This window comes from Paenibacillus sp. PSB04, from assembly GCF_025809195.1.
GTDB classification, from domain to species: domain Bacteria; phylum Bacillota; class Bacilli; order Paenibacillales; family Paenibacillaceae; genus Paenibacillus_AQ; species Paenibacillus_AQ favisporus.
The window spans coordinates 4828867-4842469 of record NZ_CP081301.1; the positions used below are offsets into that span (position 1 = coordinate 4828867).

Here is a 13603-nt window from a genome sequence, read left to right on the forward strand (position 1 = left end):
GTGAGGAGTAAGGAGGGGTGGTACATATGTAACAAACAGGGGTAACCCTCTGTATTCACTGAGTGATGAATATATCGAAGCTCGTCATCCGGAATTTTTGGTGGTGTGGCCTCGGTGAAGGTTACGCCCAGCAGTTAGCAAGAGAGGCAATAAAAAGATTAAGTGTGACGAGAAGGAGAACGCCTATGACGGTCGTTCTCCTTAGAACTGACTTACGTATATGCCAATTGAATGTCAATAAACTGAACGACGATTTGGCAAATTTTACCTGCTTGATCGTATCCCCAATAAACCGGATAAGCGCCATCGCCAAATCCGGATTGGAACATGGGGATATGGTACTCGGTATCAGGGATTTTCCAGTTTAGCCAATCGCCACCACTGCGTTGATACTGTGGATTTTCGCGATAACTGTTGGCAAACAGGGCTGCAAAATAATCATCGTAAAGATTACCATCAGGATGTTCTTGATGCCACCGACTAGCAAAGTCGCAAAAAGCTTGATGCGCCTGCTTATCGCAAATACATGCCAGACCGGCATCTACATTGAATCCAAAAAACTCTCCGTCTCCCATCCCTAAAATATCTTCATGTCCAATCAGAGCTTCCTCGAACCGGACGGCAGGAACATCGGAAAATCGCAGACGAACGGCGGCATAGCGGGCACAGTCACCCTCCTCGTCCGGCTTCACCACACAGGCTTCGGCTGAGTAGGTTCCAACGGACGCTGTTTGGAAATAAGGCTGCTCCTCTATACTCCCCAAATAACATAGCGGGTCGCGAACAAGAATTTGGCCGGTAGGAATGGAGGTGGGACCAAAATCTATAACTGCCAGCTGCTTGCCTGCTATTTCAGGCAAAATAAAATAATCATTCAAATCTACAGGGCATTTCAATTTGCAACGCTGCTGCTCCCAATGGGACAGCCATTCACTTGTTGGGATCATGGGCATTTACCTCCTGATATAGGCTTGTAAAAGTAGAGCGTTTTGAGGGTATTGAAGTTACAGACATTCACACCAAAGTGGCATCCTCCCTATGTTAGAACAGCAGCTCGACTTGAATCAACTGCACTTTGCTAAAATGAAGATGATGATGTGGCTTTTGGGGCTATTCGTCTTAGGTATAGAAAGGCACACAAATTGGATATAGCCGCCACCACGGCAAGCCCCCAGAATAGGGTGGCATACGTCTGGCTAGGCGGAAGATGCTTTTGCCATTCCATTGCACTGGACATCACCGCAATGCTGAATGCGCCGCCGATAAACTGCATCAGTTGGTACAATCCCGTTCCTGAACCCATCTGAGAAGAGGGGAGTATGCACGAAATTTCGTTAGAAACGCTGCTGCTAATGATAGCAAAGCCTAAATTCATCAGCATGTATACAAAAACATTGGCCACCCAAAAGTGGGTTCCCAGTCCTGCGAATAATACGGCCGCCAATAATAGGAGCATAGGAGTCGTACGCAGCATTCTGCTGCTTCCCCGCTCGTCGATCATCGCCCCGACCCTCCTTGATAGCAATGTAGACAAAATAGCACCTGGAAAAATAACAAATCCGGCATGACTTGCGCTCAAACCAAAATGTTTCAAAAGCATTTGCGGTAGCAAAAAAAGCGTTGCAAAGTTACATAAATAGGCTAAGACTCCGATGAAAGCAAGCGTAAGATAGGTTCTGTTCGCTAATAATGATGGCAGCACAAATGGATGTTTCGCTCGGCGGATATGCAGAGCAAAGACGATTATCCCTGAAATTCCGATCAACAAGGCAACGGGATGATAGTTGGTGAAAAATAGCAGCAGACCTGCTGTACCTGCACTCAGTGTCACTGCTCCCATTACATCGAAAGACCGTTTGGACATCGACTCTTTTGGAATAAAGCACATAAGCAGCGGGGCAATGAACAACAGCGAGGATGTAATGGCAAAAAGATATTTCCAACCGAGATATTGCACCACAAAGCCGCCAATGACCGGGCCAAGTCCAAAACCCAGTGACACGGAGGACATGATGAACGTCATCGATTTCCCCCTGCGTACCTGAGGTATGTAACGGGCTAGGAGCACTATGGACAGGGAGAGTGCCGCCCCAGCCCCGGCAGCCTGCACGATGCGGGCAGTTAGCAGCACCCAGAAATGGTTGCTCAGCATCGCCCCAACCGAGGCGCCTCCCGTCAAAACCAGACTAATGCCGAACAATCGGTTAAGCGGAACCAAATCAGACAACCGGCTGTAGGTGATCGAGGAGATGGCGAACATAATAGAATAGCCGGTGACGGTCAACGAAACGATAGATGAAGGCAGGTTGTAATCATGGCTTAAATCGCTTAATGCCAAATTAAACATGGCCGTATTCATGGTGACTAACACAACAGTAATGCAAAGCAACGTAATAATAAAGCCTTCACGCGGAAGCAAGAGAACTTCATTTTTCTCGGTCTTCGTTTTGTGGAGAGCATCCTCCATGAGATTTCCTTCTTTCCTTCTTATATTGTGAGAGGTTACATATCTAGCGATCTAATGCCTACTTCTACTCATTGAACAATCCTCCTAAAAAGTTTATTTATTCCAAACCCAGCGCTATTTCATTTTGGAATGGCTTGCTGTACAATAAAAGAGACCAAACGGTATCTTTTATATTATCAGGATTCTAGTAAATGACAAGGCCAGAATTGTATAATTTATTTACATCTATTGAAATAAAAGAGGTTCATACGGAGGAGCACATGAAAAAAGGGGATCGAACACGGGAATTTATCATTATGAAATCGGCTGAAATTTTTAACCAGAGAGGATATGCCGGCACATCGCTAAACGATATCATTGCCGACACAGGAATTAAGAAAGGGGGCATCTATCGACATTTTGCCAGTAAAGACGAGATCGCGCTGGAAGCTTACAATTACGCTGCCGGCATGGTCAACAGAAAATTTTCTGAGGCGATCGACCAAGAGCAGTCTGCTTCAGGAAAGTTAATGGCTTTTTTTCGTGTCTATGAGGACGTTGTAAACAATCCACCATTTATCGGCGGATGTCCTATGCAGAATACAGCTGTAGAAAGTGACGATACGCATAAAGAGCTTTGTGGTCGGGCAAGACAAGGTTTGCATACGTTCTTGGATATGATGAAAAGTATCATTCGTGACGGCATTCAAGCTGGGGAGTTTAGAGAGGATCTGGATGTGGATGCGCTAGCATCATTTGCATTTTCCTTGTTGGAGGGAGGGATTTTGCTGAGCAAGCTGGATGGGGATAACAAGCACATGCTAATTAATACAAAAATCTTCTCGTCCTATTTGCAGCAGTGCTGCTTAAAGACACGTTAATCTGGTTTGCTGGCACACCGCATTGGAGTAGGCTGCTGTTTTGGGTAAGAAGAAGTGTTAAATAAGCTGTTATAAAAAGGGCGTACCGAAACCGCAACGCAGTGCAGTGGTACGTCCTTTTACTGGTAGATGAAACCTGACTCATGTATGTGATCTAAAACTATTCCTTACTTTTGAGCAATTTTAAGGTAACGATAAATGGTGGCTTCCTGATGTTTTTAGTCAGCATGATCCGTCTCCTATCCTTGCGCTGTGGGGCGGACCACGATTTCACTGACATCCACGTCATGGGGCTGCTCAATTGCGAACGCAATAGCTTTAGCGATAGAGTAGGGGGATAACCCAATATTCTGATAAGCTTCGAGTTTGGCTTTCATCTCTGGGTCCCTTATAGCGTCCAGAGCATCCGATTGCATGGATCCAGGTGTGTTTGTGAATCCGGGTGAAACAATCGTTACGCGAAGCTTATCGCCGGCCTCTTGACGCAGACCTTCTGAGATCGCACGAACGGCAAGCTTTGTCCCTGCATAAACCGACATATTAGGCAAAATCCGATAAGCTGCCGTGGAAGCAATGTTAATAAAATGTCCTGAGCCCTGATTCCGAAAAGTGGGTAGTGCCGCTGCTATCCCATATAGAACTCCTTTAACATTGATGTCAATCATGTCTTCCCACTCCTGGACCCGCAGATCGTCAAAGGGAGACATGGGCATGAAACCCGCATTATTAATAAGAACATCAAGCTTGCCGAATTTCTCGCTTGCCAATTGGACAAGGTTTGAAAGGTCTTCGGACCGCTTCACGTCAGTAACGAGATAAGCAGCCTTACCGCCAGACTTCTCAATCCGGTTAGCTATTGCTTCAAGCTGATCCGATCGCCGCGCGCCAAGTACAACTTGGGCTCCTCTCTCGGCAAGCAGCATTGCAGTTGCTTCACCGATTCCGCCACTTGCGCCTGTTATTACAATGACTTTATCTTGTATTCCGGACACACTCACCACTTCTTTCTTCTATAATATATGTCTCTTACACATTTCATTTTAAGAAAAGTGGCGGTTCAACCGGTAGATCATTCATGCCCGTTCCTTGCCTAATCCCGCCAGAGAAGTATAATGGGTTTAACTGATTTTTGAACAAAAGAGGTTGGTGCATAAACTTGAAAGAGCTCATTTCCGAGTTAGTCCAGTACATGGATCGTCTTACACCGATGGATGGCGTACACAGCATGGCAATTCCTGAGCTTTATTTCAGACGTCAATCTCAGCAGTCACGGCCAGTTTACAGTAGCAGCCATCCTTCCCTTTACATCGTTGTCCAAGGTTCTAAAACGGTGGAATTAGCCGAGGAAAAATATAATGTGGACCCAGGTAGCTATTTGGTCTCTCCGGTTCATCTGCCTGTGATCGGACAAATTACTCAAGCATCGCCAAGCCATCCGTACCTAAGTTTACAACTGACCTTCGATCCGGATCTTCTTCTCGATATATCGAAAACATCCAGTCCTTCGAAGAAGATGACGACTGAACGAGGAATCCTGCTCAATTCGTCAACCTCGGACTTGCTTAAAGCGGTTTTACGCCTTGTAGAACTTCTGGATACCCCCACTGATATTGAGATGCTGGCTCCCTTGATCGTTAAGGAAATATTTTATAGGGTCCTTCAAGGCGAGAAGGGAGAGCTGCTGAAGCAATTTGCCGTGATCGGAAGCTATGCTCAATGTATATCCGAAGCCATACAATGGATCAGAAATCATTATTCCGAGCCTCTAATCATTGAAGAGCTGGCTAAGACGGTCAAGATGAGTCCGAGGAGCTTGCATAGACATTTCAAGAAAGTAACGGCCATGAGTCCGCTTCAATATCAAAAGATCATTCGCTTGCAAACAGCAAGACGACTGCTGCTTACGGAAAACCTGGATGCAGCTAACGCAGGATTCCGTGTTGGATATGAAAGTCCTTCACAATTTAATCGAGAGTACGCCCGGTTATTTGGACGTCCCCCGATAAGGGATATTCATGATTTACGTGAATTCTCCTTCAAGAACATACACACTTAACAGCCGCATTGATGCGGCTTTTTTTTAGTTTCTGTTGAAGTAACGAAGGGTAAGCTACATCTGTCAGATAACTAGGACTCATGCAGCTGCCCGGACTCCTTGTGACGCCAAAATACGAATACCAAGGACAATGCAATTATCGTGAGGATAATCCCAAGTACTCGAAATCCCTCGAAGCTGAAGTTATCTCCCATTACGCTGCTAATGAGTAATGAAGAGAGAATGGTTCCCAGGTATCTTGAGGTGTTAAATATGCCAGATGCTACACCTATAATTTCTTTTGGTGAACTTTTGAATAAGGCCGCTTGCATAGCGACACTGTTTAACCCGTTGCTAATACCGAATGCAGCTAAAGCCACACACACACTGATAACCGGTGAAGTCTGATCCAGTGTCATGATCACGATCCATACGGACCCAAATGTCATCAGCACTCCGGACATAAGCAGTGCTGGTCGAGGTCCTGATTTATCGATCCATCGTCCTGCCATCGGAGAAGCAACGAGCGAGCACAAGCCTAAGCTTAGCATGAGCATCCCGGTATGGAACTCGCTGACATGACGTACGATTTGCAAGTAGGAAGGAAGTCCGAAAAAGAGAGAGTAAAAAAGCAAGTTAACGACCATGAATTCGACATTGACCCAAGTCATTGCAGGATATTTAGCGAATGTGCGTAAAGGAATAAAGGGTGCCTTCGCTTTTAACTCATGTCGCACGAAAGCTGCCAGTCCAACGAAGCCAATCAGCCCGACAATAACGTTACTAAATGAAATTTGACCAGATGATTTTGCGGACAATAATCCAACGAGCAGAGCAACCAGACCCACGGTGAATAGCAGAACTCCTGGCGCATCAATCAAATCAGACCATCTGCGAAAGGACATGTTGCGAGCAACGGATGTCATAGACGGAACATCATTAGGAATATGCCTCCAAGCTAATAAAAAGCTTGTCACTACGAAGGGGATATTAACCAAAAAGATAGCAGGCCAGCCCCACCAGTGAATGATGACCCCGCCAATAAAGGGGCCAATCGCTGCCGCTCCGGATAGGAATATGGACAAGACTGACAGTGCAGTCGCTTGTTTCTCCCTAATATGAATTCGCACAATGGCCATTCCAACCGCAACCATCATGCTTGTTCCGATGGATTGCACAATGCGGAACACGATGAGCCAACCAAAGTTTAGGGATAGTGGAGCTAATAATGATGCAACGAAGGATACAACAAGCCCGCTAAGAAATATCCTCCTCCGACCGAATAAATCGCTGGCTTTTCCCATGATAGGTTGAGCGATAGCACTTGCAATGTAGAAAGAAAAAATGATCCAGGATACCACTGTATAGTCGAGTTGGAACACATGTTGTAGCCTTGGGATAGCAACTGAAACCATTGAAGAATTTAATGGGTTCAATAGAATCCCTAGTCCAACGGAGATCATCAACCACCTATTGCGAATACTCATTTTTATCCCTCCGATCTGTATGTAGTGTCATCATCGTACTTGAAATCATTTATTTATTCCAACGCATTTTATGTTATGATTTCATTGACTCAAAGGAATGAAAGGAGAGTGTGAAATGGAACTTCTTCAACTGAAATATTTTCTCGAGGTAGCTCGTTTGGAACATATGACTGAAGCAGCACGAAGTCTGCATGTCACTCAATCGTCACTAAGCAAAACGATTGGGCGCTTGGAGGAGGATTTGGGGGTCCCGTTATTCGATCGAATAGGTAGGAAACTGCGATTGAATGAGTTTGGAAGCAGATTCTATCGCCGTGCTGAAAGGGCGTTGTTTGAATTGGAACAGGGGAAGCAGGAGATTAGCGATGTGTCCAGACAAGAACATGGCACACTCGAATTGGCGGTGACCACCGCAAGCACATTGCCACAGATCCTTCGAGAGTTTCGGAACAAGCGTCCCGATATCCAATTTCATGTGCAAATGCTCACCACGCAGGAAATGGTTACGCTTCTTCATAGAGGAGAGGTTGATTTTTGCTTGTCCTCACCTCCTATACAAGGGGAAGACATTGAATGTCAAATCATGTTCATCGACCCGATTCTTGTAGCTGTTCCCCAAGGGCATCGGCTTGCTAACCGAAACAGCATATCTTTGACTGAGCTAAGGGATGAATGTTTTGTTGGTGTAAAAAGAGGCTACGGTACTCGTGATCTGGTGGATTCTATATGCAAATCGGTTGGATTTGAACCTACATATGTGTATGAGGGTGACGAACCTGCAAGGCTAAGTTCTTTAGTAGAAGCGGGAATTGGCATAGCCTTTATACCAAGTACGGCAAGGTATTCTGGGGAACATATCAAATATCTCAAAGTAGAGAATCATGAATTGGTACGGGAGATAGCTTTGTTATGGCACAGGAGTCGGTACATTTCGCGGGCTGCTCTCGAATTCCGTGAGGTAGTTGTGGAGTATTTCGGGACGTTATACAAACAGACAAATTAATTATCCTTCATAAAACCCAGGGAAGCAGTTCACCATCATGATCATCTGCTTTTGTTGAACTAGCGGGCAAGTTAAATTAACAAAGAATGCACAGAAACGTTGATGAATTAGACCGCTTCATTGCATATAATGAAGGTACTGCCCTTCGGGGAGATCGTTAAAGGAGGACACGATGAACGAGAAAGCATTTGACGAACCATTATTTGCAAGCTTGAAGCCGGGCTTAACCTCGTTCTGTTACCGAATGCTAGGCTCCATGGACGATGCGGAAGATGCTGTTCAGGAGACGAGTATTCGGGTCTGGCAGAGCTGGAGCACGTTCAGACAGGATTCCTCGTTCAAAACGTGGGTCTATCGGATTGCCTCCAACCTGTGCTTGGACAAGCTGAGGCAATCCAAACGCCGCGCGCTTCCCGTTGACCTGTTCGACCCGGCCGTCGCCATCGTCGAGCCGCGCCACACGCTGCCGGACTCTGCCTGGATCTGGCCGTCTTCCGACTTTGGGGGCAATCCGGAGGATCGACTCGTCCGCAGAGATACCCTTCAACTGTGCTTCATTGCTCTCCTGCAGACCTTGCCTCCGCGGCAGCGTGCGGTACTCATTTTGAAGGATGTATTTGAATGGTCCTCCAAGCAGATCGCAGAAACGTTGGCGATGTCGCCGGCAGCGGTGAACAGCGCCTTACAGAGAGCACGAGAGACGATGGACCGGGCGCAGCTTCGCTCGGATGAGCTCAGCAGCATGGACGTTCAACCGGAGCAAGAGCTGCTGTCCCGGTATGTGGAGGCCTTCGAGCAATTCGATATTGCTGCGCTCGTAGCGCTGTTCCACGAGGAAGGCTGCATGTCGATGCCGCCCTTCGAGATGTGGATCCACGGCAAGGAAGATTTGTCCGCCTTCTATTCGCTTACTCGCTGGCATTGCGAAGGTTCGCGTTTTGTGCCCATTACGGTGAATGGCGGTTATCCGGCGTTGGCCCAGTATATGCCGGACAAAGACGGCTCCGGCCTGGTTCCCTGGGGCATCCACGTCATCGAAATCAAAGAAAATCAAATCCTGCACGTTCAAAACTTCATCAATACAAAATTATTTTCGCGATTTGGGCTGTCTGAGCGACTCGACCGATGAATTTCGTATTTGGCATTCGTCTATATCATTGAGATTAACCAAACGACGAATATGATGAGAGAGGTGTCCAATCCAATGGAAACGAATCAACCAACGAAAGTAACTGTACAAACCGTCATTCAAGCTCCCGTCGAGAAAGTATGGCGCTATTGGTCCGAGCCGGAGCACATTACGAAGTGGAATCAAGCGTCCGAGGACTGGCATGCGCCGAGAGCGGAAAACGATCTGCGGGTTGGCGGCAAGTTTTCGACACGGATGGAAGCGAAGGATGGCAGCATGGGCTTTGATTTTGGCGGCGTCTACGATGTTGTGAATCGGCATGAGGCGATCGGCTACACGATGGAAGACGGAAGAAGAGTAGATATTGCTTTCGTCGATCAAGGGAATGAGACGAAGGTCATTGAAACGTTCGACGCGGAAAGCTCCAATCCCGTTGAGTTCCAGCAAGCAGGCTGGCAAGCGATCATGGACAATTTCAAAGCCTATACCGAACAAAACTAATCATCGCGAAGAAGACGCCGGGGAAGATGCCCGGCGTCTTTTCTTTTTAAACCCTGGTATGAGCATGCTCCCCGTTAGCCTTAACCTTGTGCCGCACCCATGTTCATGTAGTTAATGGCCCACAGATGGCCGTCCAAGTCCACGAAGCCCCAATGATACATGATCCCATGATCTTCAGGTTCAGCGTGCAATTTCCCGCCCAAGGAGAGCGCGGTATTCACGATTTCATCGACCTTTTCCCGGCTCTCGAAGGCCAGCGCAATCGTCATCTGCGCATACTTGCTCGTATCGACGATTTCCCTCTCCGTGAGCGTAGTAAAGAATGCTTGATTGATCAGCATGACCTGCAGGTTGTCGCCGATGATGATGGCTGCCGAATTCTCGTTATCGGGGAATTGCGGATTGAGATCGAATCCGAGTCCAGTGAAGAACGCTTTCGATTGTGCTACGTTTTTTACAGGCAGGTTGAAGCTCGTGAATGCGGACATTAATGCCATTTTCAAAACACCTCTTCGTCAAATTAGTCTGTGTTCATTTATGCCTTCGTTTATATAGACGACAGCCGATCCGGGAATTCATCGGTCTGAAGACAGACTCATTCTTTAAAATAGGGCGTAATCCCGCTTGAATATAAGTTCTCCACTAGCTTGAAAAATTGTTCTGACGATAAATCCTTTTGACGCTGGATCCAAAGCCGAAATAAAGAAAGGGACGTTGTCAGGTAAAACTCAATGAAGTATGGCGTTAAGGTATGGTTTTGCGGAACGTTTAATTCTAATTGCCCCACAGTGATTTCTTCTTTTAAGCGTTTTATAAAACGGGCACTTCCATAATCTCCTAAAAGGGCATTAAGAACCAGGAGATGTTCTCTTTTGTCCAGACAATAGAGCGTATCTTGAAACGTATGCATCGAGAGCTCTTGATTCGCCAATTCTTTTTTCATGTCATTCAATAAGTCATTCTCAACCGAGTCTAACAATTCGTAAATATCAGTAAAGTATTGATAAAAGGTGCTGCGGTTATATCCTGACTTATTCGCAATTTCCTGAACCGAAATTTTCTCAATCGGCTTTTGTCTATATAACTCACAAAAAACTTCTATAAACGTTTGTCTTGTTTTCTCCGTTATTTGCGGTTGCTTTTTCATGTTACCCTCCTACTAGCCAATAAAAATATCATCCGACAAATTCTAAAATACTGATGGTTGATCAAGGAATAATAAAGATTTATGATCACATCATACAACACGTTGTCTGATAATCCAAAGGAAATGTTAATAAGTAGGGGTGGTTTTCATGTCAGCAAAACAAGATAGAATTTTAATTTTTGGTGCAGGTGTCATCGGCAGTATGTACGCAATGAAGTTTATTGAAGCAGGGTTTGATGTTACCCTACTTGCCCATTCGAAAAGATTTAAATCATTAAGCGAAAATGGCCTGCAGTATAAAGAACAAGGTTCAGTTAAATCGATACAAGTGCAGGTCATTGATACGCTCGAAAATGATGATATTTACGATTTTATTTTCGTCACCGTTCGTTATGACCGGTCCGAATCAGCGTTGTTAGCGCTAAAAGATAATCAAAGCAAACATATCGTTACGATGACTAGTAATTCAATTGGGTTTTCTTCGTGGCTGGATATCGTAGGGGATCGACTTTTACCCGCTTTTCCCGGCTTTGGCGGACAGATGAAAGATGGAGTATTGCATGCTCGATTTCTACCAAAGATTATAGCGGCAACTGCATTTGGAGAAGTGAATGGTGAAGTGACAGAACGTATCAAAAAACTCGCAAAATTATTAAAAACAGCAAAGCTTCCCTACGTTATTAAAAAGGATATGCAAGCTTATCTCATCACACATTCGGTATCCGACATTGCCATGTTGGGCGTTATACATTCTGAGAATAAAATAATTGACAAAAAAACAGTCAGAACCAGAAAGACGGCACGCCAAATAACAGTCACTTTAAAAGAGTATCTAAGGGCCATACAAAATGCAGGCGTTTCAATTGATCCACCCATGCTTAAAGTGGTGCTTAAATTTCCAAACTTATTATTGGATCTGTTCTTTATGACATGGCTACGAACTAAAATGGTTCGCGATATGATGTTACCGGACTATGCGAATCGTGCTAACCATGAGATTGTGCAGCTGAGTCATGACTTAATGAAATTTTTAAGTCAAAAGGATATCAAATCGGCTGCGCATTTATCTGAATAGATGGAAGACGACAAGAACATGGTTGAAGATAGCAATCCAAAAGAACTTGGAAACTTTTGCTGTGATACTATTAAAAATACCAGTCGTCCGTTGGTCGAAACTTGAATGGAATTTCTTACAAATACAACGCTAGGAGGCTTAAGCATGAATGGGAAAAAATGTGGTTACGAGAAAGTAAATGGATTACATATGTATTATGAAATCCATGGGAGTGGTAAACCACTAATTTTGCTCCATGGGCAGTTTGCGACTGCCAGCATGTTCGATCCCATATTACCGGAGTTGGCTCTTCACCGCCAGGTAGTATTAATTGAACAGCAAGGCCATGGTCATACCGCAGACATTAACCGCCCCTTAAGTTTTGCTCAAATGGGTCGTGACACCGCTGAACTTGTGAGTCAGCTAGGAATCACGGAAGCAGATGTGTTTGGATATAGTGCTGGTGGCACAGTTGCACTGCATCTGGCGAAGTCTAATCCTCACCTTGTTCGCAAGCTGGCACTAGCCTCGACTATTTATAGTATGGATGGCTATTTTCCCTATATCGTCGAAGGCATAAAGCATGCTTCTGCCGAATCTTTTCCATTACAGATGAAGCAAGAATACGAACGTGTAGCCCCCCATCCTGATAACTGGTCCAAACTTATTGCCAAAGGTGCAGAAATGGCGAATAACCCGAATACAGAGGATTTTCTTGAGCCGACGCGATTGCAACAAATTACCGCGCCCGTTCTGCTTGTCACTGGAGACAGAGATATTATTCGCCCAGAGTACGCCAATGAAATGGCAGAGCTGCTTCACACCAACCTCATCGTAGTGCCTGGAGATCATGTTTCGTATATTTCTGCTCAACCTCAGATTTTGCTCGGTCATCTAATAAAATTTTTCGAGTTATCCCATAACCAGTAAAGCCTAAAGCCTATGGTATGACCGCAGCGGCTTCTGATGATGTCCGGGTTAAATCCGGCGAATCCAGCGATGGGTAGAGAGCCTTGGTCGTCATTCTTTATTATTTAATCTGCCGATACTCTGAAGGGGAAACACCGGCGATAGATTTGAAGACAGAGGAGAAATAATGTTGATCGGCGAAATTCAGCTTGTTTGAAATTTCGTTAATGCTGAGATGGGTATTCAGTAAATATTGCTCGGCCAATTCAATTTTATGTTTGCGAAAATAGGCGTAAGGCGTGATCCCGTACGTTTCCCGAAACATCTTGATCATATGATTTTTCGAATAGCCGAGTTGTTCACACAGATCGTCCAAATCCACTTTATTCTCGATATTGCCGTCCAGATACGATTTGATCTGCTCGGATACGGTTGGCGCTTTATGTTTTAAATGGTTCTTTAAGCGCAATACGATTTTAAGAAGAAGGACGGTTACTTCGTCTATAAAGCTGGGATAGTCCATATGTGTGGCCGACGAAAGATTAATAATTTCATTCATATAGGAGAGAATGTTGCACTCCTTGATGAGATACGTATTTTCAGGGAGATATTGTTTGAATAAAGATTCGGCAAAATCACCATTAAAAATAATCCAAATTTTAATCCAGGGCTGATCTTCGCTGGAATAATAGATATGGTCGCTGTTTTTAGTCAATATGTAAACGTCGTTTTTCTGAGGGTACAGCGTTTGGGAATTGATCTCTAGAACGCCGCTGCCGTCGATGATATATTCAAACGAGTACAGGTTTTCTCCATGGCGTTCGATCCGGTAATTCTTATCACAGTAAGAGATGCCCGACATGAGCACATTGAGTGGAAGCTTGGAATCATTAAGATGCCAAAAATTGAAAATGGTTTCGTTCATCATGATAATCCTCACATATACAATGATAAATCCTATTAAATTACGTTTTGGAACATGATAAATTATACACTAAGAAACGCATTAAT

At 45.0% G+C, this 13603-nt stretch carries 14 protein-coding genes; 7 read left to right on the forward strand and 7 right to left on the reverse strand.

Annotation, left to right across the window (positions count from 1 at the left end; genetic code table 11):
* Positions 1 to 212: 212 nt before the first annotated feature.
* Complete coding sequence (locus K2F33_RS22365; protein ID WP_263878650.1) at positions 213 to 947, reverse strand: DUF4241 domain-containing protein; 735 nt, start codon at positions 945 to 947, stop codon at positions 213 to 215.
* 131 nt (positions 948 to 1078) lie between these two features.
* Entirely contained in the window at positions 1079 to 2467 is a 1389-nt protein-coding gene (locus tag K2F33_RS22370) for an MFS transporter (RefSeq protein WP_263878651.1), read from the reverse strand.
* 260 nt (positions 2468 to 2727) lie between these two features.
* On the opposite strand from K2F33_RS22370, the gene K2F33_RS22375 reads away from it, so the two are divergent.
* Positions 2728 to 3327, forward strand: coding sequence for a TetR/AcrR family transcriptional regulator (locus K2F33_RS22375; RefSeq protein ID WP_263882421.1), 600 nt, complete (start codon positions 2728 to 2730; stop codon positions 3325 to 3327).
* 239 nt (positions 3328 to 3566) lie between these two features.
* Here K2F33_RS22375 and K2F33_RS22380 read toward each other — a convergent pair whose 3' ends face one another.
* The gene (locus K2F33_RS22380; protein ID WP_263882422.1) at positions 3567 to 4319 is read right to left on the reverse strand and encodes an SDR family oxidoreductase; all 753 of its coding nucleotides are present in this window, start codon (positions 4317 to 4319) and stop codon (positions 3567 to 3569) included.
* 164 nt (positions 4320 to 4483) lie between these two features.
* On the opposite strand from K2F33_RS22380, the gene K2F33_RS22385 reads away from it, so the two are divergent.
* Complete coding sequence (locus K2F33_RS22385; RefSeq protein ID WP_263878652.1) at positions 4484 to 5383, forward strand: AraC family transcriptional regulator; 900 nt, start codon at positions 4484 to 4486, stop codon at positions 5381 to 5383.
* Positions 5384 to 5454: 71 nt separating this feature from the next.
* On the opposite strand, the gene K2F33_RS22390 is transcribed toward K2F33_RS22385, so the two are convergent.
* On the reverse strand, positions 5455 to 6849 hold the full coding sequence (locus tag K2F33_RS22390) for an MFS transporter (RefSeq protein WP_263878653.1): 1395 nt from the start codon (positions 6847 to 6849) through the stop codon (positions 5455 to 5457).
* A gap of 115 nt (positions 6850 to 6964) precedes the next feature.
* Between K2F33_RS22390 and K2F33_RS22395 the strand changes: the two genes are divergently transcribed.
* The 3 genes from K2F33_RS22395 (at position 6965) to K2F33_RS22405 (ending at position 9482) form a co-directional block, all read left to right on the forward strand.
* The gene (locus K2F33_RS22395) at positions 6965 to 7852 is read left to right on the forward strand and encodes a LysR family transcriptional regulator (protein ID WP_263878654.1); all 888 of its coding nucleotides are present in this window, start codon (positions 6965 to 6967) and stop codon (positions 7850 to 7852) included.
* 172 nt (positions 7853 to 8024) lie between these two features.
* Positions 8025 to 8981: a sigma-70 family RNA polymerase sigma factor gene (locus K2F33_RS22400; protein ID WP_263878655.1), complete on the forward strand. Its 957-nt coding sequence runs from the start codon at positions 8025 to 8027 to the stop codon at positions 8979 to 8981.
* A 75-nt stretch (positions 8982 to 9056) separates the two neighbouring features.
* Positions 9057 to 9482 (forward strand): SRPBCC family protein, encoded by a 426-nt coding sequence (locus tag K2F33_RS22405; RefSeq protein ID WP_076165061.1) that lies wholly within the window; start codon positions 9057 to 9059, stop codon positions 9480 to 9482.
* A gap of 80 nt (positions 9483 to 9562) precedes the next feature.
* Here the strand turns inward: K2F33_RS22405 and K2F33_RS22410 are convergent, their stop codons facing one another.
* Entirely contained in the window at positions 9563 to 9979 is a 417-nt protein-coding gene (locus K2F33_RS22410; RefSeq protein ID WP_263878656.1) for a VOC family protein, read from the reverse strand.
* Positions 9980 to 10077: 98 nt separating this feature from the next.
* Complete coding sequence (locus tag K2F33_RS22415; protein WP_263878657.1) at positions 10078 to 10629, reverse strand: TetR/AcrR family transcriptional regulator; 552 nt, start codon at positions 10627 to 10629, stop codon at positions 10078 to 10080.
* A 148-nt stretch (positions 10630 to 10777) separates the two neighbouring features.
* Between K2F33_RS22415 and K2F33_RS22420 the strand changes: the two genes are divergently transcribed.
* Both K2F33_RS22420 and K2F33_RS22425 read left to right on the forward strand, forming a co-directional pair.
* Positions 10778 to 11704 (forward strand): ketopantoate reductase family protein, encoded by a 927-nt coding sequence (locus K2F33_RS22420; RefSeq protein ID WP_263878658.1) that lies wholly within the window; start codon positions 10778 to 10780, stop codon positions 11702 to 11704.
* 144 nt (positions 11705 to 11848) lie between these two features.
* Positions 11849 to 12613 carry an alpha/beta fold hydrolase gene (locus K2F33_RS22425; RefSeq protein WP_263878659.1) on the forward strand — a complete coding sequence of 255 codons (765 nt, stop codon included), beginning with the start codon at positions 11849 to 11851 and terminating at the stop codon, positions 12611 to 12613.
* Positions 12614 to 12713: 100 nt separating this feature from the next.
* On the opposite strand, the gene K2F33_RS22430 is transcribed toward K2F33_RS22425, so the two are convergent.
* The gene (locus tag K2F33_RS22430) at positions 12714 to 13520 is read right to left on the reverse strand and encodes an AraC family transcriptional regulator (RefSeq protein WP_263878660.1); all 807 of its coding nucleotides are present in this window, start codon (positions 13518 to 13520) and stop codon (positions 12714 to 12716) included.
* Between the last annotated feature and the right edge of the window lie 83 nt (positions 13521 to 13603).